The organism is Glutamicibacter halophytocola (assembly GCF_001302565.1).
Taxonomy (GTDB): domain Bacteria; phylum Actinomycetota; class Actinomycetes; order Actinomycetales; family Micrococcaceae; genus Glutamicibacter; species Glutamicibacter halophytocola.
In genome coordinates this window covers 2,220,705-2,245,210 of record NZ_CP012750.1, presented here as the reverse complement: position 1 = coordinate 2,245,210, position 24,506 = coordinate 2,220,705, and the positions used below count along the sequence as shown (strand labels likewise).

At 61.5% G+C, this 24,506-nt stretch carries 23 protein-coding genes and 7 tRNA genes; 8 read left to right on the top strand and 22 right to left on the bottom strand.

Going from position 1 to position 24,506, the window contains the following annotated elements:
* Positions 1–37: 37 nt before the first annotated feature.
* Positions 38–1,465, bottom strand: coding sequence for an argininosuccinate synthase (gene argG / locus AOZ07_RS10345; RefSeq protein ID WP_060701918.1), 1,428 nt, complete (start codon positions 1,463–1,465; stop codon positions 38–40).
* Between the two features lie 132 nt (positions 1,466–1,597).
* On the opposite strand from argG, the gene AOZ07_RS10340 reads away from it, so the two are divergent.
* Positions 1,598–2,572: an aldo/keto reductase gene (locus AOZ07_RS10340; protein WP_060701917.1), complete on the top strand. Its 975-nt coding sequence runs from the start codon at positions 1,598–1,600 to the stop codon at positions 2,570–2,572.
* A gap of 78 nt (positions 2,573–2,650) precedes the next feature.
* Here the strand turns inward: AOZ07_RS10340 and AOZ07_RS10335 are convergent, their stop codons facing one another.
* From AOZ07_RS10335 to msrB, 9 genes are all read right to left on the bottom strand, one after another.
* Positions 2,651–3,124, bottom strand: coding sequence for a QcrA and Rieske domain-containing protein (locus tag AOZ07_RS10335; protein ID WP_060701916.1), 474 nt, complete (start codon positions 3,122–3,124; stop codon positions 2,651–2,653).
* A gap of 186 nt (positions 3,125–3,310) precedes the next feature.
* Complete coding sequence (locus AOZ07_RS10330) at positions 3,311–5,434, bottom strand: 3-hydroxyacyl-CoA dehydrogenase NAD-binding domain-containing protein (RefSeq protein WP_060701915.1); 2,124 nt, start codon at positions 5,432–5,434, stop codon at positions 3,311–3,313.
* A gap of 10 nt (positions 5,435–5,444) precedes the next feature.
* Positions 5,445–6,695: a thiolase family protein gene (locus AOZ07_RS10325; protein ID WP_084793214.1), complete on the bottom strand. Its 1,251-nt coding sequence runs from the start codon at positions 6,693–6,695 to the stop codon at positions 5,445–5,447.
* A 157-nt stretch (positions 6,696–6,852) separates the two neighbouring features.
* Positions 6,853–8,103 (bottom strand): HRDC domain-containing protein, encoded by a 1,251-nt coding sequence (locus tag AOZ07_RS10320; protein WP_060701914.1) that lies wholly within the window; start codon positions 8,101–8,103, stop codon positions 6,853–6,855.
* Positions 8,104–8,152: 49 nt separating this feature from the next.
* The gene (locus tag AOZ07_RS10315; RefSeq protein ID WP_060701913.1) at positions 8,153–8,791 is read right to left on the bottom strand and encodes a DUF3000 domain-containing protein; all 639 of its coding nucleotides are present in this window, start codon (positions 8,789–8,791) and stop codon (positions 8,153–8,155) included.
* Between the two features lie 61 nt (positions 8,792–8,852).
* A complete protein-coding gene (locus AOZ07_RS10310; protein WP_060701912.1) occupies positions 8,853–9,914 on the bottom strand; it encodes a threonine aldolase family protein in 1,062 nt (353 codons plus the stop codon).
* A gap of 74 nt (positions 9,915–9,988) precedes the next feature.
* Positions 9,989–10,693 (bottom strand): SDR family NAD(P)-dependent oxidoreductase, encoded by a 705-nt coding sequence (locus tag AOZ07_RS10305; RefSeq protein ID WP_236995165.1) that lies wholly within the window; start codon positions 10,691–10,693, stop codon positions 9,989–9,991.
* A gap of 24 nt (positions 10,694–10,717) precedes the next feature.
* Positions 10,718–12,103, bottom strand: coding sequence for a DUF6421 family protein (locus AOZ07_RS10300; RefSeq protein ID WP_060701911.1), 1,386 nt, complete (start codon positions 12,101–12,103; stop codon positions 10,718–10,720).
* Positions 12,104–12,252: 149 nt separating this feature from the next.
* Entirely contained in the window at positions 12,253–12,696 is a 444-nt protein-coding gene (msrB, locus tag AOZ07_RS10295) for a peptide-methionine (R)-S-oxide reductase MsrB (protein WP_060701910.1), read from the bottom strand.
* A gap of 62 nt (positions 12,697–12,758) precedes the next feature.
* Between msrB and AOZ07_RS10290 the strand changes: the two genes are divergently transcribed.
* Positions 12,759–13,991, top strand: a complete 1,233-nt coding sequence (locus AOZ07_RS10290) for an alpha/beta hydrolase family protein (protein WP_060701909.1) — start codon at positions 12,759–12,761, stop codon at positions 13,989–13,991.
* A gap of 49 nt (positions 13,992–14,040) precedes the next feature.
* Here the strand turns inward: AOZ07_RS10290 and ybaK are convergent, their stop codons facing one another.
* Genes ybaK through AOZ07_RS10275 form a run of 3 tightly spaced genes read right to left on the bottom strand, consistent with a single transcriptional unit; the run spans position 14,041 to position 15,941 of the window.
* A complete protein-coding gene (ybaK, locus tag AOZ07_RS10285) occupies positions 14,041–14,541 on the bottom strand; it encodes a Cys-tRNA(Pro) deacylase (RefSeq protein WP_060701908.1) in 501 nt (166 codons plus the stop codon).
* 48 nt (positions 14,542–14,589) lie between these two features.
* Entirely contained in the window at positions 14,590–15,030 is a 441-nt protein-coding gene (locus AOZ07_RS10280; RefSeq protein ID WP_060701907.1) for a SufE family protein, read from the bottom strand.
* Complete coding sequence (locus AOZ07_RS10275; protein WP_060701906.1) at positions 15,027–15,941, bottom strand: sulfurtransferase; 915 nt, start codon at positions 15,939–15,941, stop codon at positions 15,027–15,029. The genes AOZ07_RS10280 and AOZ07_RS10275 overlap by 4 nt, the downstream gene beginning before the upstream one ends.
* Before the next feature lie 214 nt (positions 15,942–16,155).
* Between AOZ07_RS10275 and zapE the strand changes: the two genes are divergently transcribed.
* Positions 16,156–17,196: a cell division protein ZapE gene (gene zapE / locus AOZ07_RS10270; protein ID WP_060701905.1), complete on the top strand. Its 1,041-nt coding sequence runs from the start codon at positions 16,156–16,158 to the stop codon at positions 17,194–17,196.
* A 24-nt stretch (positions 17,197–17,220) separates the two neighbouring features.
* Here zapE and AOZ07_RS10265 read toward each other — a convergent pair whose 3' ends face one another.
* The 9 genes from AOZ07_RS10265 to AOZ07_RS10225 all read right to left on the bottom strand — a co-directional run bounded on the left by AOZ07_RS10265 (position 17,221) and on the right by AOZ07_RS10225 (position 19,658).
* Positions 17,221–18,405 carry a benzoate/H(+) symporter BenE family transporter gene (locus AOZ07_RS10265; RefSeq protein WP_060701904.1) on the bottom strand — a complete coding sequence of 395 codons (1,185 nt, stop codon included), beginning with the start codon at positions 18,403–18,405 and terminating at the stop codon, positions 17,221–17,223.
* Positions 18,406–18,538: 133 nt separating this feature from the next.
* Positions 18,539–18,760 carry an antitoxin gene (locus AOZ07_RS10260; protein WP_060701903.1) on the bottom strand — a complete coding sequence of 74 codons (222 nt, stop codon included), beginning with the start codon at positions 18,758–18,760 and terminating at the stop codon, positions 18,539–18,541.
* Positions 18,761–18,923: 163 nt separating this feature from the next.
* Positions 18,924–18,999, bottom strand: a tRNA-Gly gene (locus AOZ07_RS10255).
* Positions 19,000–19,017: 18 nt separating this feature from the next.
* Positions 19,018–19,093: transfer RNA gene (locus tag AOZ07_RS10250), tRNA-Gly, on the bottom strand.
* 23 nt (positions 19,094–19,116) lie between these two features.
* A tRNA-Val gene (locus AOZ07_RS10245) sits at positions 19,117–19,188 on the bottom strand.
* Positions 19,189–19,241: 53 nt separating this feature from the next.
* Positions 19,242–19,314 (bottom strand) — tRNA-Gly (locus AOZ07_RS10240).
* A gap of 48 nt (positions 19,315–19,362) precedes the next feature.
* Positions 19,363–19,434: transfer RNA gene (locus AOZ07_RS10235), tRNA-Val, on the bottom strand.
* A 26-nt stretch (positions 19,435–19,460) separates the two neighbouring features.
* A tRNA-Cys gene (locus tag AOZ07_RS10230) sits at positions 19,461–19,531 on the bottom strand.
* Between the two features lie 54 nt (positions 19,532–19,585).
* Positions 19,586–19,658 (bottom strand) — tRNA-Gly (locus tag AOZ07_RS10225).
* A gap of 192 nt (positions 19,659–19,850) precedes the next feature.
* Here AOZ07_RS10225 and AOZ07_RS10220 point away from each other — a divergent pair.
* The 5 genes from AOZ07_RS10220 to rpe all read left to right on the top strand — a co-directional run bounded on the left by AOZ07_RS10220 (position 19,851) and on the right by rpe (position 24,501).
* On the top strand, positions 19,851–20,693 hold the full coding sequence (locus AOZ07_RS10220; RefSeq protein WP_060703410.1) for a PD-(D/E)XK nuclease family protein: 843 nt from the start codon (positions 19,851–19,853) through the stop codon (positions 20,691–20,693).
* Between the two features lie 94 nt (positions 20,694–20,787).
* Positions 20,788–21,351, top strand: a complete 564-nt coding sequence (gene def / locus AOZ07_RS10215) for a peptide deformylase (protein WP_060701902.1) — start codon at positions 20,788–20,790, stop codon at positions 21,349–21,351.
* 3 nt (positions 21,352–21,354) lie between these two features.
* Positions 21,355–22,287: a methionyl-tRNA formyltransferase gene (fmt, locus tag AOZ07_RS10210; RefSeq protein ID WP_060701901.1), complete on the top strand. Its 933-nt coding sequence runs from the start codon at positions 21,355–21,357 to the stop codon at positions 22,285–22,287.
* On the top strand, positions 22,284–23,810 hold the full coding sequence (locus AOZ07_RS10205) for an RsmB/NOP family class I SAM-dependent RNA methyltransferase (protein ID WP_060701900.1): 1,527 nt from the start codon (positions 22,284–22,286) through the stop codon (positions 23,808–23,810). Before fmt ends, AOZ07_RS10205 begins: the two co-directional genes overlap by 4 nt.
* A gap of 28 nt (positions 23,811–23,838) precedes the next feature.
* Positions 23,839–24,501 (top strand): ribulose-phosphate 3-epimerase, encoded by a 663-nt coding sequence (gene rpe, locus AOZ07_RS10200; RefSeq protein ID WP_060701899.1) that lies wholly within the window; start codon positions 23,839–23,841, stop codon positions 24,499–24,501.
* The last annotated feature ends 5 nt before the right edge of the window (positions 24,502–24,506 follow it).

Below are 24,506 nucleotides of genomic sequence, written 5' to 3'. Positions count from 1 at the left end.
GAGAAGCCCTGATCCGCTTTTGACTAGCGGCAAGCCTTTAGTCGGTACCAGCGTCGAAAGCAGCCGATTCGATGGCGCGATCGGTAGCCAGATCGTCGCTGTCCACAGCGGTGGCGTTGACGATATCATTGGCGCCACCGGCTTCCAGCGAACCAACGAGTTCTGCGGTGGTTCCACCGACCAGGCCCATGTTGGCGTACTGCTCCAGGCGGCCGCGCGAGTCGGCGATGTCCAGGTTGCGCATGGTCAGCTGGCCGATGCGGTCAACTGGACCGAAGGCCGCGTCGCCCACGCGTTCCATCGACAGCTTGTCCGGGTGGTAGCTGAGGTTCTCGCCCTCGGTGTTCACGATCGTGTAGTCGTCGCCGCGGCGCAGGCGGATGGTGACGGTACCGGTGATGGCCGAACCGACCCAGCGCTGCAGCGATTCGCGCAGCATCAGGGCCTGTGGGTCCAACCAGCGGCCTTCGTACATCAGGCGGCCCAGGCGGCGGCCCTCGTTGTGGTAGCTGGCCACGGTGTCTTCGTTGTGGATGGCGTTGACCAGGCGCTCGTACGCGATGTACAGCAGAGCCATGGCAGGCGCTTCGTAGATGCCGCGCGACTTGGCCTCGATGATGCGGTTCTCGATCTGGTCGCTCATGCCCAGACCGTGGCGTCCACCAATGATGTTGGCTTCATTCACGAGAGCCACAGCGTCGGTGTATTCCTTGCCGTTGATGGCTACCGGGCGGCCGGCAACGAAGGAAACCGAGACGTCTTCGGTCTTGATCTCAACGTTCTCGTCCCAGTACTTCACGCCCATGATCGGTTCAACGGTCTCAATCGAGCTGTTGAGCAGTTCCAGGGTCTTGGCTTCGTGGGTTGCGCCCCAGATGTTGGCATCGGTCGAGTAGGCCTTTTCGGCCGAGTCACGGTATGGGAAGCCGTGCTCCTGCAGCCACTCCGACATTTCCTGGCGACCGCCGAGCTCAGCGACGAAGTTCGGGTCAAGCCATGGCTTGTAGATGCGCAGCTTCGGGTTGGCCATCAGGCCGTAGCGGTAGAAGCGCTCGATGTCGTTGCCCTTGTAGGTCGAACCATCGCCCCAGACATCCACACCGTCTTCGCGCATGGCACGTACCAGCAGCGTGCCGGTGACGGCGCGGCCCAGCGGGGTGGTGTTGAAGTAGGTTTTGCCACCGGTGCGGATATGGAAGGCGCCGCAGGCAAGTGCTGCAAAGCCTTCCTCGACGAGTGCCGGCTTGCAGTCGACCAGACGGGAGTTCTCGGCGCCGTACTCCAGCGCACGGCCAGGAACGGCGTCGATATCTGGTTCGTCGTACTGGCCGAGATCGCCAGTGTAGGTGTAAGGAATGGCGCCCTTGTCGCGCATCCAAGCTACTGCCACCGACGTGTCGAGGCCACCGGAGAACGCGATTCCGACGCGTTCGCCTACAGGAAGATTGGTAAGAACTTTAGACATGTTTCCATCCTAATGGATAAATATGCAATGCAGTGAATTGTGTCGTGAACTCTTCGGTTACAGCACCTACCCGATAGCCTATGGGTATAAGGTCGCGCAGAAAAGCGGCGAAGGAAAAACAGCGAGGTGTGCATGGAATTCCGTCAACTAGGACACAGTGGCTTGAGCGTTTCCGTCGTGGGTTTGGGCTGCAACAATTTGGGCCGAACCGGTACCGCTACCGAGTCCCAGGAAGGCTCGGACGCAGTAGTTCACGCCGCGTTGGACGCCGGTATCACGTTCTTCGACGTCGCGGACAACTACGGAAAAACTGCAGGATTATCCGAGCAGCGCCTGGGCAAGGCCCTGGGCAAGAACCGCGAGAACATTGTCCTGGCCACCAAATTCGGCATGGATGTCAGTGGGGCCAACGGGCCGGACTTCAATGCCCGCGGTTCCCGCCGGTACATCATGAAGGCAGTGGAAGCTTCCCTGAAGCGCCTTGGGACGGATCATATCGATCTGTACCAATTCCACACGCCAGATGCTAACACCCCGATCGACGAGACGCTGCGCGCCTTGGACGATCTGGTCACCAGCGGAAAGGTCCGCTATATCGGCCATTCCAACCGCGCTGGGTGGCAGATCGCCCAGGCAGAGTATGTGGCCCGTGAGCTGGGCACCGAGCGATTCATCTCGGCACAGAACCATTACAATCTCATCGATCGTCGCGCAGAACTGGAAGTGCTGCCTGCTGCGCGCGAGTTTGGACTCGGCGTTCTTCCATACTTCCCGCTAGCCAACGGATTGCTGACCGGAAAGTATTCCAAGGGATACGCCCCTGAAGGCAGCCGCCTGACTCATGCTCGTCAGCAGCTGGTTGAAACCTCTGATTTTGAGCAACTTGATCGTTTTGCGCGGTTTGCCGCTGATCGCGATCTGGCGCCAATCGAGCTTGCTTTCTCCTGGCTGGCAGCGCAGCTACCCGTGTCATCGGTCATCGCTGGAGCGACCCGCCCCGAGCAAATCCAGATGAATGCCAAGGCAGTACGCTGGGTTCCATCGGATGCCGAGCGTGCCGAACTTGATTCCATCTTCCCTGCTCCGCAGAAGGTGGCACTTTTCTAATTGCCGGTTGAGCACAAAGCGGAATGCTGCAACCTGCCAAGGGTCGCAGCATTCCGCTTTTCTGCAAGATTTCTCGACTTATTTGGTGTCGGTGACGAAGACGATGACCTTGTCGTCCTTGATCTTCGTCGCGTAGCGCGCCAGGGGAGCGATCGCCGGTCCATCGGTCACCGTGCCGTCCGATGGTTGGAAGCGTGATCCGTGGCAGGCGCAGAAAAAGTCGTCTTTTGTGGATTTTGTTGTGACCACGCAGCCCTGGTGCGTGCAGACACTGGAATAGGCGAGGACCGATTTCTCGTCCGGCCGGAAGAGCAGCACCGGAATTTCAGCCCCCGTTGGATGCTTGGCTTGCACAGTGGCTCTCGCCCCAACCGCCAATTCGGCCAGGTCGATCACCGCCTGGCCTTCACCGGTAGGTGACGGAACTGGCGAGGCCTGAGGAACTTGCGCTTCAGAATGTCCGTCGCCACATGCAGTCAAAAGAGCTGCGGAACCGAGGGCGGCGGAGGCGCACATGACGGTGCGGCGGGCTGGTTGAGCGATGTCAGTCATGGGGTTATTCTGACAGAACACCCTGTGGCGGCGCTAAGAGCCAAGACAAACTTTCATTAGCAGTTCAGCCTTGCGAACCGGCTATCGCTAATGGCCCGGTCTCGTTTGAGCAGTGGGCGGCCGTGCGCGACAGAAACCTCTGGGCTTCAACCCGCAAGGAATGGAGCCCAGAGGTTCAGCCGGATGCTAGCTGTTGAATTTCTTGCCGTTTACGCGCTCGGAAGCGCCGACCTGGTCGAGGTACGGGGTGATCCCGCCCAAGTGCATGGGCCAGCCGGCACCAGTGATCATGCACAGGTCGACATCCGCTGCTTCGGCGACGACGCCTTCAGCAAGGAGCAAGCCGATTTCTTCCGCAAGCGCATCTTGCACGCGAAGAAGAATTTCCTCGCTGGTAGATGGGTTCGAACCCTGAACCAGCAGCTCTTCGGCCAAGGGGTTGAGCACTTGTGCGCCTTGTTCGCCCTTAACCCACAGGGCGGTGATCTTTGCATCGATCAGCTTTTGAAGGTTCTCGGAAACCACGAAGCGGTCACCGAAAGCGGCATTCAGGGACTCGTTGACGTGCTGTGCCACCGGCAGCCCGACCATGGACAGCAGCGTGAATGGGCTCATCGGAAGCCCCATCGGAGTCAAGGCAGAATCGGCAGTAGCTGCGTCAGTGCCCTCATCGAAGGCTGCCTGCACTTCACTCATCAGGCGCAGCAAGACGCGGTTCACGACAAATGCCGCCGCGTCCTGGGTTTTGACGGTTGTCTTCTTCAGTTTCTTGCCAAGCACAAAAGCGGTGGACAGCGAGGATTCATTGGTCCATTGCGTCGCAGCGATTTCCAGCAGCGGCATCACGGCTACCGGGTTGAAGAAGTGGAAGCCAACGAGGCGTTCCGGGTGCTTGAGGTCGCGTCCCATCTCGGTCACCGACAGCGAGGAGGTATTTGTTGCGAGAATGCACTCGGGGGAGACGACGGCTTCGACTTCGGCGAAGACCTGCTTCTTGACGTTGAGCTCTTCGAAGACTGCCTCGATGACAAAATCGGCATCGGCAAAGGCATCCTTGGTGATCGAACCGGTGACCAGGGCCTTGGCGCGGTTCACCGCGTCTTGGCTCATGCGGCCCTTGCTGTGCAGCTTGTCGATTTCACCGCTGATGTAGGCCAGGCCCTTATCCACGCGTGACTGATCCAGATCGGTGATCACCACAGGCACGCTCAAGCGGCGCACAAAGAGCAACGCCAGCTGGCTGGCCATCAGCCCGGCGCCGACAACGCCGACCTTCGAGACGGGGCGGGCGAGTTTTGCATCCGGTGCTCCGGCCGGACGCTTGCCACGCTTTTGCACCAAGTCCAAGAAGGCGTACACGGTGTTCTGGAATTGATTGGTGCTCATCAGGCCGGTCAGGGCGTCAACTTCAAGTTGCGCCGATTCAGGCTGGGTCAGGCCCGTTCCCTTGCGGAAAACCTCCAATACCTTGTACGGCGCGGGCGCTGCACCAGAGAGCTTGGCATCGACAAATTTTTCGGCCTGGTCAGCTGCGTCGAGCCAGCGGCGAGCCACCTCGGGATCGCTGGGATCAACAGCGTTGGGGCGTTGAACCTCGGTTTCGCCGGACAAGACGGCGCCAACAAATTTGGTGGAGTGCTCGATGAAATCCGCGGCTTCGAACAGCGCGTCGGCAACACCCATCTTGAAGGCGGCTGGGCCGGACAGGGTCCGGTTGTTGTTCAGCGGGTTTTCGATCATCACCTTCAAGGCGTTCTCCGGGCCCACCAGCCGTGGCAGGCGGTAGACACCGGCCCATCCGGGGATCAGGCCAAGGAAGGATTCAGGCAGTCCGAGGGCCCCGGCCGCGGTGCTCACCGTGCGGTAGTTGCACGCCAGGGCGATTTCCAGCCCGCCACCGAGCGCCAGCCCGTTGATGAAGGCGAAGGTGGGAACTCCGAGATCGGCAAGCAGCTCATAGGTGTAATGGCCGAGCGAAGCCATAGCGGTGGCCTGGTCCGGGGCGCTGAGGCGGGTGACCGCCGACAGGTCTGCGCCGGCAATCAGGAAGTATGGCTTGCCGGTGATGGCAAGGGCGTCGATCTCGCCGGCCTTGGCACGTGCTGCTTGGGTTTCAAGGGTGGAGCGCAGCTCCAGCAGTCCGTTAGGTCCCAGTGTGGTTGGCTTCTTGTGGTCCAGGCCGTTGTCCAGGGTCAACAGGGCCAGGGTTTTGCCTCCGGGCAAAGCCACATCGCTGACGTAGGAGTGGGTTACGGTCTCGTCCTGCATGAGCTCGGCGACAGCCGAGTAGGAAGTGGTGGTTGCAGTCATGGTCTTTTCCTTACGCCTTGCTGCCGAAATCTGGATGATTGGGGTTTTCCCAAATGACGGTGCCACCCATTCCCAGGCCAATGCACATGGTGGTGATGCCGTATCGCACGGAGTGGTCTTCGGAAAACTGGCGAGCCAGCTGGGTCATCAGGCGAACGCCCGAGGAAGCCAGCGGGTGGCCGACCGCAATGGCGCCACCGTATCGGTTGACCCGATCGTTATCCTGATCGATGCCGTAGTAGTCCAGGAAGGAGAGCACCTGGACGGCGAACGCCTCGTTGATCTCGAACAGGCCAATGTCCGCTATGCCCAATCCGGCCTTGGCCAGCGCCTTTTCGGTGGCGGGAACCGGCCCGTAGCCCATGACATCTGGTTCAACACCGGCAAAGGCGAAGGAGACCATGCGCATCTTGGGCTCCAGCCCCAATTCCCGAACTGCTTGGCCGCTGGCGAGCAGGGCTGCGGTGGCACCGTCGTTGAGGCCCGCGGCGTTGCCGGCGCTGACTCGTCCATGAGCACGGAACGGCGTGCGCAGCTGGGCCAGCGATTCCATGGTGGTGCCAGGGCGAGGCGGCTCGTCGCGGGTATTCACGGCCCAGCCTTCGCCCGGGCGCTTGGCAGCCACGGGAATCAGGTCCGGCTGGATCTGCTGGTTCTCGTAGGCCTTGGCAAGCTTGGACTGCGAAGCCACTGCGTAGCGGTCGGCGCGCTCCTTGGTGATAGCGGGGAATCGGTCGTGCAGGTTCTCCGCGGTATTGCCCATGTTCAGGGCCTGCGGGTCCACGATCCTTTCCGAGAGGAAACGCGGGTTGGGGTCGGCCCCTGCGCCCATCGGGTGGTTTCCCATATGTTCCACGCCGCCGGCGACAACTACGTCATAGGCGCCAAAGGCAATGCCGCCTGCGGTTGCGGTGACAGCGGTCATCGCGCCGGCGCACATGCGGTCGATGGCAAAGCCGGGAACCGACTTCGGGATGCCGGACAGCAGCCCCACGGTGCGGCCCAGGGTCAGTCCCTGGTCCCCGGATTGCGTGGTGGCGGCGATGGAGATTTCGTCGATCTTCTCGGCAGGAACTTTTTGGTTGCGTTCAAGCAGTCCCCGGACCGCTTTGACGGCCAGATCATCGGCACGGGTTCCATGGTAGATGCCCTTTTCGCCTGCTTTGCCGAAAGGGGTGCGCACTCCATCAATGAACACGACGTCGCGGTCGTCCAGGGAGGGATGCGCGGTATGGGGCGCGGTCGAAGCGTTGGCACTCACCGTAAGGCTCCTTGTGGTTGATTCATGCTGCCCAGGCGTGGGCAGCGGCCAGCATCACTGTGACCTAAACCATAGGTTACTCAGGAGTAACTTGAAGTGCAAGTGCGGCACATCACAAGGCGCCATGTCGTGGGCGCCTGGAGGCGGCCAGGAGGCCCTAGCTGCTGGCGAACGACTGGGCCAAAGCTGCCGAGAGCAGCTCTTGCTGCCATGGCCGGGCGCCCATCGAATCCAGCTTTTCAGCTACGGTTTCGACGCTGATCAGCGCTGGCGGGTTCCAGCACAGATCCCGCAGGTATTTGGGCGTCAGCAGATTTTCCGCCGGGATGTTCCAGTGTTCGCCCACTTCGCCGAGCACGGCCTTCGCGGCGTCGAGCCGGGCCGCTGCCGCCGGGTTCTTCTCCGCCCATGACCGGGGATGGGGCAGGCCGGCTTTGCTCGAGCGCAGTTCGGGCAAATCGCGGGTATTGCGCCCACGCTGAATCGCATCCATCCATCGCGGAGCATCGCGCTTGGCATTTCTGGTGTGGAACCCGGGGATCTGCAGCAGTGCCGGGACGCTGGCCGCCCGCTGTTCAATGGCCGCCATGATGGCGCGATCGGGCAGCAGCCGCCCGGGGGCGACATCCTGGGTGCGAGCCAGGGCTTCGCGCGAGAGCCACAGCTCGCGGGCGATGGCCAGGTTGCGCCGCCCCTTGAGCTTGTGGATCCCGGAGAGCTTGCGCCATGGTTCCTCGGCCGGCTGCGGATCAGGCAGGTTCCGCTCGTATTCGAATTCCTGGAGGGCAAAGTCCATCTTGCCCTGCTCTTCGAGGACCTTGGTGATTTCCTGGCGCAGCTCTTCGAGGACCTCGACGTCCAGCGCGGCGTAGTTCAACCAGGACTCGGGCAATGGGCGGGTGGACCAATCTACCGCCGAATGCTCCTTGGCCAGCTGCAATCCCAGCAATTCGCCGACCATCGTTCCAAGGGAGACCCGGGGGAAACCAGCCAGACGGCCCGCCAACTCGGTGTCGAACAAGGCGGTAGGCGACATGCCCAATTCATGGAGGCAGGGCAGATCCTGGGTTGCGGCGTGAAGAATCCATGGCTGCTGGTTCACAAAGCTGCGCAACTCGCCCAGGTCATCCAATACCTCGGGGTCGATGAGCCAGGTGCCGGCGCCTTCGCGGCGAATCTGCAGCAGGAAAGCGCGCTGCCCGTAGCGGAAACCGCTGGCTCGCTCGGTATCAACAGCAAGATCGCCGGTTCCAGCGCTCAGTTCGCGCACCGCGCGGGACAGGGCCGCTTGGGTATTGATGACCTCGGGAATGCCATCACGTGGATGGGTGAGCGGGGTCAGCGCCGGTTGATTGGGCTCAAGGCCGGCGGCGGATGATGCGGAAGCGGTGGAGTCAGAATTCGGCATGATGCTTCCATTCTAGGTCCAACCGGCATCTCCCGCGGGGAACAGGCGGTTAACTCAGCCGGCGATGCGGCAGCTGCTGCACGCCCTCGGGCAGTGGTGGCAACCCTGCGAAGGTGCACACCAAGTCCGCCCAAGCGCTCAAATGGGGGCCGAGGTGCTCCGAATCGGGGGACCAGGATGCCCTCAGCTCGATGTCGATATGGTCTTGTTCCCCGGCAAGATCGCCAAAGGACTCGGAGATCACGCGCGTGGCGGTGCCCCCGGCCGAGTGGTGGAACGCCTCGCGTTCGCGCAGGGAATCTTCCAGCCACGACCAGGCCACCGAGGCGAGCATGGCATCTTGGCCCATGTCGTGGTCCAAGCGCGCCCGGATATAGGTGACAATGCGGAACTGCCCATTCCACAGTTCCTGGCCAGCCGGATCGTAGAGGAGGATGAATCGCCCGGTGGCCAATTGCTCCTGGGGCTGCAGGAACGGCGTGCGGCCAATCTCTTGCCCGTGCGGACCGTGGTCGGGAGGAACAACGTCGATCACATCTCCGCTGAGCGCCAGCGCGAAGGGAGCGAGTCGGCCCGGCGCCGGAATTTCGGTGAACTTCAGTTCCTTGCGCACCTCGGCATGCGACAACTCATCGAGGGCCTTCGCAAAGGCGCTCGGGATGGCGGAAGCAGGGCGATCGTAGGTCACAATTTGAGTCTAAACGTGCCGTACCCGAGGTGCGGTACGGCACGCCGACCCATCCTGCAAGCTACGCGGCCAGATGCGCGTTCATCAGCTCGCGCAGCTTGGCGATGAATGCCGCCACGTCCTGTTCGGTGGTGTCGAAGGAGCACATCCAGCGCACCTCGCCGGCTGCCCGATCCCAGTCGTAGAAGCGGAAATGCTTGCGCAGTTCATCGCTGACCTCGGTTGGCAGCTGCGCGAAGACGCCGTTGGCCTGTGTCGGGTAGACCAGCTCAACGCCGTCGATCTGCTCCACCGCCTCGGAGAGCTTGGCTGCCATCAGGTTCGAGTGGCTGGCAAGTTCGCGCCATAGCCCGGTGCCGTAAAGCTCGATCAGCTGGGCTGAGATGAAGCGCATTTTGCTGCCCAGCTGCATGTTCATCTTGCGCAGGTACTTCATGTCCTGCGCAAGTTCCTTGCGCAGGGTCAAGATTCCCTCGCCCAGCAGGATGCCGTTCTTGGTCCCGCCCAGCGAGACGATGTCGACGCCGGCATCGGTGGTCAGCGCGCGCAAGGGAACACCCAGGGAAGCTGCTGCATTGGACAAGCGCGAACCATCGAGGTGGACCTTCATGCCCAGCTTGTGCGCGTGCTCGGTGATAGCCTTGATCTCTTCGGGGGAGTACAGGGTTCCGAGCTCGGTGGCTTGGGTGATGGAGACCGCCAGCGGCTGGGCGCGGTGCTCGTCGCCGAAGCCCCAGGCTTCCTGGTCGATCAGTTCCGGGGTGAGCTTGCCATCAGGAGTTGCCACCTGGAGCAGCTTGAATCCGCCGACCCGTTCGGGGGCGCCATTTTCATCGACGTTGATATGCGCCGTGGTGGCGCAGATGACCGCGCCCCAGCGCGGCAGGAGCGACTGCAGTGCGGTGACGTTCGCCCCGGTGCCATTGAAGACCGGGAAGATCGCTGCATCCTCGCCAAAGACATCGTGCGCGACCTGGCCCAATGCTTCGGTGTACTGGTCTTCGCCATAGGAAATCTGGTGCCCGCCATTAGCCCGTGCGATCGCATCGAGGATTCGCGGATGAACGCCAGAGTAGTTGTCTGAAGCAAAACCCCGCACAGCGGTGTCATGAAGTGTGGTCATCGTTATGTGGTCCTTAAAAGGGTAAAGAGAAAAACTAGGTCACTGCGTTTGCGGGCTGCCATGGCGCGGCAGACTCAGGCTTGGGGCAGGGCAACCCGGGTGCCGTTGAGCGCTACCGCCTGATCTGTAAGCAATTCGAGTGCCGCGTCGGCGAGCCACGCCACCGGAGTATGCCCCGCAGCAGCTTCTCCAGGCGCCGAGTCGCTGAGCGCTTTGACCACCCAGCTGATCGCAGAGGCATTTTCGGCGTTCTTGCTGAACAGCCGTGCGATCGCGTTGACCCAGTGCTCAGCCGCGGCCTTGGCCGCCCCGTAGTTGGCATTGGAGGGAGTCGGGTTCTGCACCGCTTCGGAGCTGACGATCGCCAAGCGGCCGGACGGCGACGCGAGCAGATCGTCGACAAAGACTCGCGTGGTGTTGCGCAGGGTGGTCAATATGCTGCGATGCAGGAAATCCCAGTCCTCATCGCTTTGGCCGGCAATAGACTTGCCGCCGCGCCAGCCGCCGACCAGGTGGATCAGCCCATCAATCGGCCCGTAAGCCGCGTGGATGCTTTCGGCCAGTTCGCGCACTGCCGCGAAATCCGCGAGGTCGCAGGCGAAGCGGGCCTCGGCAAAGGGCAGGCGTTCATTTAATCGGGCTTGATTGCTGCCGACGGCAAGCACCCGTACTCCGGCATCGCTCAGCGCTTGGGCGCAGGCGATGCCGGAGGCCGAGGTGGCACCGGCGATGAGCACTAATCGTGGTGTTTGGTTCAAGAAGAAACTTTCTTTGCTCACGCTTCCTAGCCTAAGGCAGAAGTGCTAGATTTCGGTGGCGCCGGTCATGCCCTTGGTGGATTCGATAACGCTGGACATCTTCTTGTTCAGTGCTTCGTAGAACATCGACAGCGGGAATTCATCGTCCATCACCTGGTCGGTGATTTCCCGCAGTGGCGCGGTCAGCGGCAGTGCTTCCGGGCCCTTGGCCCACTGCGAAGCAGGGTTGGGAGTGACTGTTGCCGAAACCAGCTCGTAGGCGGCCAGCCAGTGGGCCAGCTTCGGGCGATCGATGGACTTCCAGTACAGTTCGTCGATCGCATCTCCCAAGGAGGCAACCACCTCGGGAACCTGGTCCCAGTCGATGCTCAACTTGGTGTCGGTCCAGTGCAGTACGTGGTGCTGGTGCATCCACGCGAAGAGCAGCTGGCCACCGAGTCCATCGTAGTTTCGAACGCGCGAGCCGGTGATGGCAAAACGGAAGATCCGATCGAAGATCACCGCGTACTGGACCAGCTTGGCCATCTTGGCGGTTTTCTCATCGGTCTTCGGGTTGCCCGCAATCTTCATGGACTCGCGGAAGGCGGTCAGATCGCAGCGCAGCTCTTCGAGCGAGTAGAGGAAGAACGGCATGCGCTGCTTGATCATGAACGGGTCGAAGGGAAGATCGCCGCGCATGTGGGTGCGGTCGTGGATCAGATCCCACATGATGAAGGTTTCTTCGGTCAGGTGCTGATCTGCCAGTAGCTCGGCCGCGTCGTCAGGCAACTGCAAATTGGTGATGGAAGCGGCCTCCTGCAGCACCTTGCGGAACCGGGCTGCTTCGCGATCCTGGAAGATTGCGCCCCAGGTGAATGAGGGGGTCTCTCGAATGGCTACGGATTCCGGGAACAGCACCGCTGAATTGGTGTCGTAGCCTTCGGTGAAGTCGACAAAGCGCAGTGGAACGAACAGCGCGTTCGTGTAGTCGGTGCCCTCCAGGTTCGCAATGAACTCCGGCCACATGACCTGGACCAGAACGGCTTCCAAATGGCGGCTGGTCGAACCATTCTGCGTGTACATCGGGAAGAGCACCAGGTGCATCAAGCCATCGATGCGCTGGGCCTGTGGCTGGAACTGGACCAGCGAATCCAGGAAATCAGGCACACCGAACCCGGCATCCGACCACTTTTGCAAATCGGCAACGAGCTGTTCGAGGTATTCAGCGTCGTGCTCGAAATGGGCTTTGAGGCTCTGGATGGAGGCGATGGCGGTTTCAATGAGCTCGGTGGCCCGTGGCGCGGCGGCCGAATCCGCGAGCGACCCGTCTTTGGCCTGCAGGCCCTGGAATTCTGCAGTGGCAGCCTTCAGGGACAGCCATGCGTCGGAGTTCGCGATCTGCAGTACTTCAGCATCGCTGGCCGGCATTGGCTTTGCGGAAATCTGGGTCATTTCAGTACACCTTCTTTTCATGTTTGGGGAGCGCTCATGTGCTTGATATGAACGCTACGCCCAAACAATAGAAAAGTTGATGCTAAGTCACTCATGAATAAGCAACTCTAGCCCTAAGTGTGATCCCCACCGCCTCGCAGGCAAAGACTTTATTCAGAGGCGCTGCGCAGCGACAAGCTCAAGGAGTTCATGCAAAAGCGCAGATCGGTAGGCGTGCCAAATCCCTCGCCTTCAAAAACGTGCCCCATGTGCGAATCGCAGTTTGCACAGCGCACTTCCACGCGCTTCATGCCCATCGATTCGTCGGTGATATAGCGCACCCGGTCTTCGGCCAACGGCGCATAGAAGGACGGCCAACCGCAGCCCGCATCAAATTTTGTCGTGCTGGCGAACAACTCGGCACCGCAAGCGCGGCACGAGTAAACGCCCTCGGTCGTCGTATCCCAGTACTCGCCCGTAAACGGGCGTTCCGTTCCGGCCTGGCGCAGCACATGGAATTCTTCGGGAGTCAGGATTTCCTGCCACTGCACCTCGGTACGCGCCGAAGTGTTCTCGCCGGATGGAGTTCTATCGTTCAAGGATTCATTGCTCATACACATGGAAACGTTCGGACCCGGCAGATGATTCCCGTGCGACAACATGGAAAGATGAAAACATGGCTCGGAATATCGTAGATACCTTGCAACCGCGAAAAACCATCCCCGCAACATTGCTGGGCGTGGGATTGGGCGTTGGCGCCGGCTCGTTGCTGGCGGCCAGCGTATCAGCGCTCGCCGGATACTTCGCCCGACGCGTGGTGACTCCCGAAGAGCGGCGCATCGGCAACAGCATGATTCGTGAAGTTGTCACCGATGGCGAAGGCAAGCTGTGGTTGCACTTTGTCAAGGACGCAGATACCAGCCAGCCTGGTCCGTGCATCTTCCTCACCGAGTTCGACGCCTGCGCACTGCGGCTCTCGGCTCCCGTCGACGTTCCGGGCAAGCCACGGCGGGTCGCTCGCAAAATCGAACACGTTTACCGGGGGAGCCTGGAAGGGGTCCGGCGCGGATACCTCTCCGGTGCGGTCTACGAGCACCCCGAGGATCTCGGATTCACGGCCGAAGACGTGGTCGTGCCCTTGGAAGGCGGGGACGGGCCGGCATGGCTGGTTCGAGGCACCACCAACAACAACGTGTGGGTGATTGGAGTTCATGGGCGCGGAGCCCGCCGCAACGAAACCATTCGCGCGCTCCCGGCGCTTGCATCCATGGGTGTCACGGCCCTGCTCATGAGCTACCGCAATGACGGGCTCGCGCCCAATGCGCCCGATGGCCGCTACGGTCTTGGCGATACGGAATGGCTCGATGTCCAAGCGGGGATACAGTTCGCCCTGGATCACGGTGCCGAGCAAATCATCTTGCTCGGCTGGTCGATGGGCGGCGCGATCAGCTTGCAGACCGCCGACCGCAGCGAATTGGCCGATCGCATCGATTCGCTGATGCTGGTTGGGCCGGTGATCAACTGGGTTGATGTCCTCTCCCATCAGGCCCGGGCCAATAAGATCCCGCAATCTGTCGGCCGAGTCGCCCAGTGGCTGCTATCCAACAAGGCCGGCCGATGGGTCACCGGGCAAGCCGCACCGGTGAACCTCCGGCGGCTGAATTGGGTTGACCGCGCCAGCGAACTGAAGCATCCAACGCTGATCATGCACAGCCGCGACGACGAATTTGTCCCGAACGGGCCGAGCCTCAAGCTTGCCGCCTTGCGCCCGGATCTGGTGACCCTGCGAACCTTCACCAAGGCCGGGCACACCCGCGAACCCAATGTGGATCCCCAGGGCTTCGCCCAAGCGGTCACCGGCTTCTTGAGCAAGCGCATCGCGGCCCGGGCAACTGCGGCACAAAGCTGAAAGGACCCTGCGCCGATGCGGCGCAGGGTCCTGGTTCGGCCTGCAAAAGCTAGCTGGTGATTGGCGCCCACAGCGCACTGGTCGCCGCGGCGGCATCCTCCGGGGCGATCTCCAGGCTGAAACCCCGTCGGCCGCCGGAAATGAACACCGTCTGGAATTGCTGTGCGCTGCAGTCAATCACGGTTGTGGCGTGCTGGCGCTGCCCGAAGGGCGAGATGCCGCCGAGCACATAGCCACTGCGGCGTTGCGCAGCAGCCTTGTCAGCCATCTGGGCCCGCTTCTTGCCCAGCGCAGCACCAACCGCTTTCAGATCGAGCATCGCCGCCACCGGAACGACGGCCACCGCGAGATCCTCGGCGGCATTGGCCCCCGTGGAAACCATGAGCGTCTTGAACACCCGATCGCCGCTGACCCCCAATTGCTCGGCAGCCTCGGCGCCGTAGCTTTCAGCCGAATCGCTGTGCGCGTAGCTATGTGCAACATAGCTGATGCCGGCCGCGTCCAGGGCCGCGGTGGCCGGCGTGGAAGCGGACTGCTTTTTCTTGCCCAATGCCCTTAATCCCCTTGGCTCATGCGAGTGGTAGCAGATACCGGCCAGCTAGGCGGCAAGTTGCTCGGAGACCTGGCGCTTGATCCGCCCGAGCATGGCCGTCATGCCGCGCATGCGAAGCGGCGAGAGGGCCCGAGTGAGCCCCAGCTGCTGCGGCATGTCATCAGGCACGCCCAAAACGGAGCGCGCATCGATGCCGTCCAGACCTGCCGCGAGCACCGAAGCGAAGCCGCGCGTGGTGGGCGCTTCTGGCGGTGCGGAGAAGAACAGGTTGACCGTGCGATCCGCATCCTCGGCCACTTCCACAACCAGGAACAACGGGGACTGGCACTCCACCACTTGCTCAAAAAGCTCGGGGTGGTCCGCCAGCCGCGCAGGCAGTTCTGGAAGCTCTCGCGAATATTCGAGCAGCAGCTCCAGGCGGTCCGCTTCAGGAACTTCGGTGAATTCCTCGACGATCCCCTTGAGCTCAACAGGCAACTGGCTCATGCGCGAACCCCTCGCTGTGCTGGTACTTCGCCCTTGGCGTCGCCGCGAACGATCGGCACGCCCACGGCGTTGCCCCATTCGGTCCATGAACCGTCGTAGTTGCGCACATTTTCAAAGCCCAGCAGGTGCTTGAGCACAAACCAGGTGTGGCTGGAGCGTTCGCCGATGCGGCAGTAGGCCACCACATCATCGCCGGGTTTCAGGCCAGCGCCATCCAGATAGATGGCTTCCAGCTCTTGGCGGGAGCGGAAGGTGCCATCCTCGGCCGCCGCCTTGGCCCATGGCACCGAGGCCGCGCTGGGAATGTGGCCTCCGCGCAGTGCGCCTTCTTCCGGGTAATTGGGCATATGCGTCCGTTCGCCGGTGTACTCTTCCGGCGAGCGGACGTCGATCAGCGGGTGGCCCAAATGCGCCAGGACCTGCGGAAGGAACGCGCGGATTTCAGCATCGGCACGCTCGATGACCGGGTACTCGGTGCTGGCAACCTCGGGTTTAACGGTGCTCAGTTCACGGCCTTCGGCAATCCACTTGTCGCGGCCGCCGTCCATCAGGCGCACATCCTCGTGGCCAAAGAGGGCGAAGACCCACAAGGCATAAGCTGCCCACCAGTTGGACTTGTCCCCGTAAATCACTACGGTGCTTTCGCGGGTGATGCCCTTGGCCGCCATCAACGCGGCAAAGCCAGCTCCATCCACGTAGTCGCGGGTGACCTCGTCGTTCAGCTCGGTATGCCAATCAATCTTCAGCGCGCCCGGCACATGGCCGGTGGAATACAGCAAGATGTCCTCATCCGATTCCAGCACGACCAAATTCTCCTCGCCCAGATGCTCGGCAACCCATTGGGTGGAGACGAGCCGTTCCGGGTGGGCATAGGAGGCGTACTTCTCGTTGGAGTCAACAGGCAATGGCATTGATGATCACGATCCTTGCAGTTCTTTGTACTGGGCCACGCTGAAATCAGCTGGCACCGGGCTTCACATCTAGCCTAGTCCCGAACCGCAGCGATGTCGGTGTGGGATACGACATTTTAGGCAATCAACGCCGCCATCCAAGGTAAACTGGCCGATGGGCTTGCCATGGCAGCCCGGATCATCTGAGCAATCAACTGAAGGACTCCCACAGCCAATGGCGACAATCACCCACCTGAGCGAGACCAAGCCGAATCTTTCAATCGAGGAATTGTTGGCCGGTTTCCACCCGTCCTACCGCTTTGGTGAAGTGTCCTTCAATACCTACCGGCCCGATCCGACGCAGCCCTCGCAGACCGAGGCCGTCAACAAGCTCAAGGCCTTTGCTGAAACCGTCGGCAAGAACGACTCGGGTTCTTTCCTTTCCAAGCTTTTTGGCAAGAAAAAAGAAACCAAGAACGGCATCTACCTTGATGGCGGATTCGGTGTCGGCAAGACCCACCTGCTGGCTTCGCTGTGGCACGCCGCGCCAGGCCGCAAGGCCTTTGGCACCTTCGTCGAATACACCAACCTCGTCGGTGCCCTCTCCTTCCGCCAGACCGTTGACGTGCTCAGCCAGTACTCGCTGGTCTGCATCGACGAATTCGAGCTGGATGACCCGGGGGACACCGTGCTGATGTCCCGCCTGATGCGCGAGCTCTCCGACGCCGGCGTCAAGCTTGCCGCCACCTCCAACACCCTGCCGGGTGCTTTGGGCGAAGGCCGCTTCGCTGCCGTGGACTTCCAGCGCGAGATCAAAACCCTGTCCGAGCAGTTCGACGTGCACCGTGTTGAAGGCGAAGACTTCCGCCACCGCGGCCTGCCAGATGCTCCTGAGCCCCTGGACGATCAGCAGATCGAAAGTTTCGCGCAGCAGCGCTACACGGACAAGACCCTTGCCGTGGACAATTTCGATCAGCTCGTTGCCCACCTGTCCCAGGTCCACCCCTCGCGCTACCGCCAGCTGCTGTCCGAAACCGATGTCCTGGTATTGCACAATGTGGACACCATTACGGACCAGGCCATCGCCCTGCGCTTCGTGGTCCTCGCTGACCGCCTGTATGACAAGGACGTGCCGATCGTGGCTTCGGGCAAGCCGTTCAGCGAGCTGTTCACCCCGGAGATGATGTCCGGCGGCTACCAGAAGAAGTACTACCGCGCGGTCTCGCGCTTGACAGCCTTGGCCCGTGAAGGCCAGATCGGCGAACCAGCGATCTAGGGCAGATCCGTACTAGCTATTTCTTCATCGCCGGGCACTGCGCTCGGCGATGAAGTGCGTTAACAGCCCTGCCACCAGCGCCCAGAACGCCCCGCCAATGCCGAAGAGCGTGAGATTTCCGGCGGCGACTAGCACTGTGACCAGCGCGCTCAAGCGCCACGCGGCATCGCCCATCGCGCCCACCAGCGAACTTCCCAGCGTGGCCAGCAGGGCCAAGCCCGCTGCCGCCTGAAAGAGCCCCTCGGGCGAGGTATTGGCCACCGAGACGATCAGGGCGCTGCACGCTCCGAACAGCAGGTAGAAAATTCCTGAACTGGCCGCGGCCCGCCAACGAAGTTTCGGATTCTCGCCCGCCTGTTCTCCGGCGGCAAGCGCTGCGGTAATGGCCGCAAGATTGATCGCATGCCCGCCGAATAGGGCACCGGCTGCGGAACCGATGCCGGTGAGGATCATTGAAGGGCGCCACGGCAGCTGATATCCGAATGAATTGAGCACGGCCACGCCCGGAATGTTTTGCGAGGCCATGGTCACGATAAAAAGCGGCACGCTGATGCTGGCCACCGCCTGCCATGAAAACTCTGGCGCCACGAATTCGAGTTGCGGCACCACCTGCAGCTGTGCCCACGCCTGATTCTGTCCAATATGCCAGAGCCCGAAGCCCACGGCGGCCAGCATGCTCACTGCCACCGCGAATTTTGGCAGTATCCGCAGCCCGATCAAGAAGACCAGCAGGATCCCGAGCGCTGGGACAGTAATGGTCCCCAGCGAGGTAAATGGCTTGATGCAGAGCGGGAGCAGCACCCCGGCCAGCATGCCCTGGGCAATCTGCACCGGGATCCGGGCCAGCAACTTGTGCAGCCCGGGCAGCAATCCCGTGAGCACGATCATCACGCCGCTGATCATGAAGGCGCCGATCGCTTCTGCAAACGTGAACGCACCCGGCGCCAATGAGGCGAGCATGGCCGCGCCCGGCGTGGACCACGCGATGCTGATCGGCATCCGATGGCGCCAAGACAGCGCCATGGTGCATATGCCCACGCACACCGAAAGAGCCAACAGCCCGGAGGCGGCCTGCGCCGGTGAAGCCCCGACCTGAAATAGGCCAGCGAGTACAACAGCGAAGGAAGCGACAAAGCCAACTAATGTGGTGATCAATCCCGCAATGACCGCGTGGCTTAAACTATCTTCGATCGAGGAGCGTTGAACCATAAGTCATTTCTACATGCTCGCTCCGGCTAGGGGATAATCACATCCGTTTGTGAAGTTAAACGGAAAAGGTACCGACCGCAGTCGGTACCTTTTCTGGATGCTCGGGCAAGCCGAGGGGAGTCAAGCGAAGGAATTAGCCTTCGTTGTTCTCGCCTTCGCCACCCTCAGCGCCTCCGCCGAGTCCATTGAGGTAATCGTTGGCACCACCCTGGATGCCGTCGACCTGCTCAGCGAACTTGCCACCGGTCTTGTCGTCGATGAAATCGCCGACCTGATCGATGCCCTGGGAGACCTGCTCTGGGTTCTCTTTTGCGAATTCCTCTGCCTTGCCACGCAGATCATCAAATCCTGCCATGCTGCACCTCCATTCGTCTGTGGGAACCCCTTTAGCTCCACAACTGTTCTCCACCCTAGGGCGAAAAGCCCGATCAGGGAAGAGGATCAGGAAGCTCGGGCGTGTCGAGCCGCAAAACTTAAAGCAAAAATGGGAACCACTTGGAGTGATTCCCATTTTTATTTGGAGCGGTCAACGAGGTTCGAACTCGCGACCTCAACCTTGGCAAGGTTGCGCTCTACCAGCTGAGCTATGACCGCAAAAATTATATGAAGTTATGGAGCGGTCAACGAGGTTCGAACTCGCGACCTCAACCTTGGCAAGGTTGCGCTCTACCAGCTGAGCTATGACCGCATGAATATCACGAAGATATTCAGTGCGCGATACTGGGATCGAACCAGTGACCTCTTCCGTGTCAGGGAAGCGCGCTACCGCTGCGCCAATCGCGCCGAAGATTCACGAATGAATCTCGACAGAATCCAAATAGAATCTGAATTCCCAGAGCGGTCAACGAGGTTCGAACTCGCGACCTCAACCTTGGCAAGGTTGCGCTCTACCAGCTGAGCTATGACCGCATAATATTCAATTATTGTAGATTCATGGTCTGGTGAACCATGAGTCTGTGCGCGATACTGGGATCGAACCAGTGACCTCTTCCGTGTCAGGGAAGCGCGCTACCGCTGCGCCAATCGCGCTAAAAAGATCTGCAATCTTCATTGCGAGGTGGGGACGGGATTCGAACCCGCGTATACGGCTTTGCAGGCCGCTGCCTCGCCTCTCGGCCACCCCACCATACTGGCCGAAGCCAGAGTGACTAGTTTTACCTAGTCGGTGAATCTTTTTGCGAGCGGACAACGAGGTTCGAACTCGCGACCTCAACCTTGGCAAGGTTGCGCTCTACCAGCTGAGCTATGTCCGCAAAATGTGTTGTTATTTGAACGTTTCCGTTCTTTCCAACGAGTAAAAACTCTATACGAGTTTTCGCATCCGAACAAATCGAAACGCTGAGATCTGGTTCACAACGGCCAAAAACCGCGAATCTACGCGGAAAATTCATATTTCCGTCTCCACTAGGAGCGAAGCGGGGTAGCTGCATGCCATGATCGTGTGCATGACGTCTCCAAAATTAGCGACACAGACCGATTCGGGCCGCATGTACAGCCGAAAGGTCGGAGGTGAAGCGCTTGTCCCATCCATCACCACAGTTATCGGCATGGACAATATGGATTTGTCAGGCTGGGCCGGATACATGGCCGCCAAGTCGCTCTCGGAAGACCACCGGCTGGCTCAGGCCCTGGGAGATGCGCGGCAACTGCGTTCGCTAGTGCGGGATTCGGCCAGTGCGGCTGAGGCCTACAGGGACCAGGCGGCCGCGCGCGGAGATCGCGTGCATAACTATGCCGAGGCTCGGGCATTGCAAGCGCTGGGGCAAGAACACGATCTCGCCGGGGCGCGGGCCGCGCTCGAAGCAAACAACGAGCTGGCCTACGCGCAGCACTTTGAAACCTGGTGGACCGATTACAACGTTGAACCTCTGGCCGCGGAAGTCACGGTTTGGAATGACAGCGTGGGATATGCCGGGACCATCGACCTAGTAGCAAAGATCGGGGGCCGGGCATGCATCGTGGATTACAAGACAAAAACCTCAAACCGCGATGGTGTCGTCAAGCGTCCGGATGACAAGGTCATCATGCAGCTGGCCGCGGCGTGCAAAGCCGAGGAGCAGGTTGTCGACGCCGAGTCCGGCGAATGGAAGCCATGGGAATTTGGAACGGACACCATGCTGCTGGCTGTGGCCCTGGGCGACACCGGAACAAGGACGTTCATGGCGCCGGCGCCGGCCCTGCCGGACTATTGGGCAAAGTTCTACGCCTTGCGCCGCAATTGGGAAGCCACGCATAAGATCTCCCAAGCGCGAGCCACGCTGGCCGAAATCACGCCGCCAGCTCGATAAAGCCAAGCGCTGACCGCGTAGACTGGAACGGTTAGCTTTCAGCACGGCGAAACCTAATACCAACTGTCTACGGCAAAGAAGGTACCAGCGGATTATGGCGATTTTGGGAATTCGGATCATCGGAGACCCCGTTCTACGCACCCCAGCGCAGGAGGTGACCGACTTTGGCCCGGAGCTCCAGAAGCTCGTCGAAGATATGGATCAGACCATGGAAGACGTCCATGGCGCGGGTCTGGCAGCACCGCAGGTGGGCGTTTCCCTGCGGGTGTTCACCTATCAAATCGGCGATGAACGCGGCCATATCGTCAACCCGGTTCTCGAATTGAGCGACGATTTCCAAGAGGACCAGGTCGAAGGCTGCCTATCCATTCCCGGGGTAGCCGCACCGGTGCCGCGCCGCCGCCATGTCAAAGCAACCGGTTTCGACAAGTTCGGCAATCCCGTTGCGCTGGAAGGCGCAGGCATGCTGGCCCGCTGCTTCCAGCACGAGACCGATCACCTGGACGGAATCCTCTTCCTGGATCGCCTCGCGCCTGAAGAGAAGAAAGCCGCCTGGCGCACACTGCGTTCAGCCAACTACTCGCAAACCGCCAACGCCACTGTGCAAAAACGCTCGGGCGCTCTCGGCTCCAGCTTCGGCGCAGGATTGGGGAAGTAGCTCATGAGGATCCTCTTTGCCGGCACGCCCCAAGTTGCCGTAACCTCCCTGGACTATCTGCACGAAGCAGGTTTTGAGATCGCGGCGGTGCTCACACGCCCCGATGCGCCGCTGGGACGCAAGCGCGTGCTCACGCCCTCTCCCGTCGCTGCCCGGGCAGAAGACCTGGGCCTGCCCATTATCAAGGCAGCGAAAATCACCGCTGAAACCACAGCGGAACTCCAGGCGCTGAACCTCGAAGCCGCGGCGATCGTCGCCTACGGCGGACTGGTTCCAGAAGCTGCATTGCAGGTCCCTGCCCACGGGTGGATCAACCTGCATTTCTCGTTGCTGCCGGCCTGGCGTGGTGCCGCTCCGGTCCAGCAGTCGATCATCCACGGGGACGACATCACCGGCGCGGTGACCTTCCAGCTGGAAACCGGACTGGACACCGGACCGGTTTTCGGGCAGGTCACCGAGAAGATCGGCGAGCTGGACACTGCCGGCATCATGCTGGAGCGGCTGAGCCATTCAGGTTCAACGCTGCTAGTCCAAACGCTGCAGGCACTGGATGCCGGGCAGGCCGTTGGCATCCCGCAGTCCGGTTCGCATACCTACGCCCCGAAGATTACCGATGCCGATGCGGAATTGGACTTCACCCGCCCTGCGACGGAAATCAGGCGTCGCGCCCACGGAACCACTCCGTTCCCTGGGGCCTGGGTGAAGGTCGAGGACCAGCGCTTCAAGTTCGGCCCGCTGCGCGAGTGCCGCGAGGTCGGCGATCTGGAGCCTGGCGAAGTGCGCATTGAACCGGGCAAGCAGCCCAAGGTGCTGATCGGCACCGCAACCTGGGCGCTTGAACCCACAGAAATCCAGCCTCCGGGCAAAAAAATGATGAAGGCCTCCGACTGGGCACGTGGCGTGCTCACCCAGGGAACGAAAGTGAGCTTCGCATGAGCGGGCAGGAACCACGCGGTGGATACCGCGACAATGAGCCACGACGCGATGCGCAGGGACGAACCCGCAATCGCGGCCAATCCGGTCCGCGCAAATATTCGCAATCGGCTCCCGGGCAGCGCAAGCGTCAGGCGGACCCGGCGCGACTGGTCGCCTTCAAGGTTCTGCGCGAAGTATCCGCTTCGGATGCCTACGCGAATCTGGTGCTGCCCAAGATGATCCGCGAGTTCCAGCTCGATCGGCGCGACGCCGGATTTGCGACCGAACTGGCCTACGGGGCACTGCGTGGCCAGGGTTTTTACGACGCGATCTTGAACACCTTGGTGGATCGTCCGCTGGCCGAGCTTGACCCGGCCATTTTGGATGCCCTGCGCTTGGGCGCCCACCAGCTGCTGGCCATGCGCGTACCGAAGCATGCGGCCCTGGATGAGACGGTCTCCCTGGCTCGTGCCCAAATCGGCGCGGGCCCCTCCGGCCTGATCAATGCGGTGCTGCGCCGAGTATCCGCGCAAGAAGCCGAACAGTGGATCGCGCAGCTGGCTGACGCAGCCAGCTCCGAATCCGAGAGGCTCTCGATCGAGCATTCGCACCCGGACTGGATTGTTCGCGCCTTGCGCGGCGCGTTGATCGCCCATGGCCGCGATGGCGCGGAAATTGAAGCGCTGCTTCAAGCCGACAATTTGGCGCCACTGGTAAACCTTGTCGCCCTCCCCGGTCTGGGCGATCTCTCCGGGGCGCTGGAAGCAGGGGCCGAGCCCGGCACTCTTGTGGCCGATTCAGCCACCTACAAGCATGGCGATGTCGCTCGCGTTCCCGGTGTCAAAGAAGGCACGGTCCGGGTCCAGGACGCCGGCAGCCAGGTCATGGCCCGCGCCTTGGCCAGCATCGCGCTGCCCGACGCTGGCGAGGACCGCTACTGGTTGGACCTCTGTGCCGGTCCCGGCGGCAAAGCGGCGCTGCTCGGTGCCATCGCGGTACAGCGCGATGCACGGCTCACCGCCAACGAGCCAACCGCCCACCGTGCGCGCCTGGTTGCCAATTCCCTGGACGCAGTCCCGCACGACTACTGGATGCTCACCGAGGAAGACGGCCGCAAATTCGGTGGCGAAGACTACGCGGGGGACTACGACCGCATCATGGTCGATGCTCCCTGCTCGGGCCTGGGCGCGCTGCGCCGCCGTCCGGAGTCGCGCTGGCGCAAGGCCCCGCGTGACATCCCGGAGCTTACGGCATTGCAGGGGGAATTGCTGGACGCGGCCTTCAGCGCGGTGCGCGTGGGCGGGGTGGTCGGCTTCGTGACCTGTTCACCGCACCAGGCCGAAACCCGCCTGGTCGTCGAGGACTTCCTCAAGCGGCACGAGAACGCCGCGCTGCTGGACACCGGTGCCGCCGTGTCTAATGTGGTCTACCCGCAAACGCCGGCTGCGGGCCACGGGCTGGGCGAGGGCAGCACCGCGCAGCTGTGGCCGCATGTGCACGGCACCGATGCCATGTTCATGGCGATCCTGACCAAAAAAGCCTAGCCAAGCACGTATCTTCCAAGGAGCACCTATGCGCAATGCACGGATCCATCCTTCGATCCTGTCCGCCGACTTTGCCAACCTCGCCAGCGAGCTGGAGCGGATCCATACCGCCGATGGCGTGCACGTGGACGTCATGGACAACCACTTTGTCCCGAACCTGACGCTCGGGCTGCCCGTGGTGGAGGCCTTGCAGAAAGCCAGCAAGCTCCCCATCGACGTGCACCTCATGATTGAAAATGCCGATCGCTGGGCTCCTGAGTATGCGCAGCTTGGCGTGGACTCGGTGACTTTCCACGTGGAGGCCTCGGCTGCTCCGATCCGCCTGGCCCGCGAACTGCGTTCGGCCGGCGCCAAGGCCGCCATGGCATTGCGCCCAGCGACCCCGATCGAGCCCTACCTGGATATGCTCGGCGAACTGGACATGGTGTTGCTGATGACCGTCGAGCCGGGCTTCGGCGGCCAGAAGTTCCTGGACCTGGTGCTGCCCAAGATCCAGCGCGCCCGAGCGGCCATCGAAGGCAGCGGCAAGCCGATCGCTCTGCAGGTCGACGGCGGCATCTCGCGCGACACCATTCTGCGCGCAGCTGAAGCCGGCGCCGATGTGTTTGTGGCCGGATCGGCGGTGTACTCGGCTCCGGAACCATCGGTCGAGGTTGATGTATTACGCAATCTTGCACTTGGCGGTCATTAAACCCG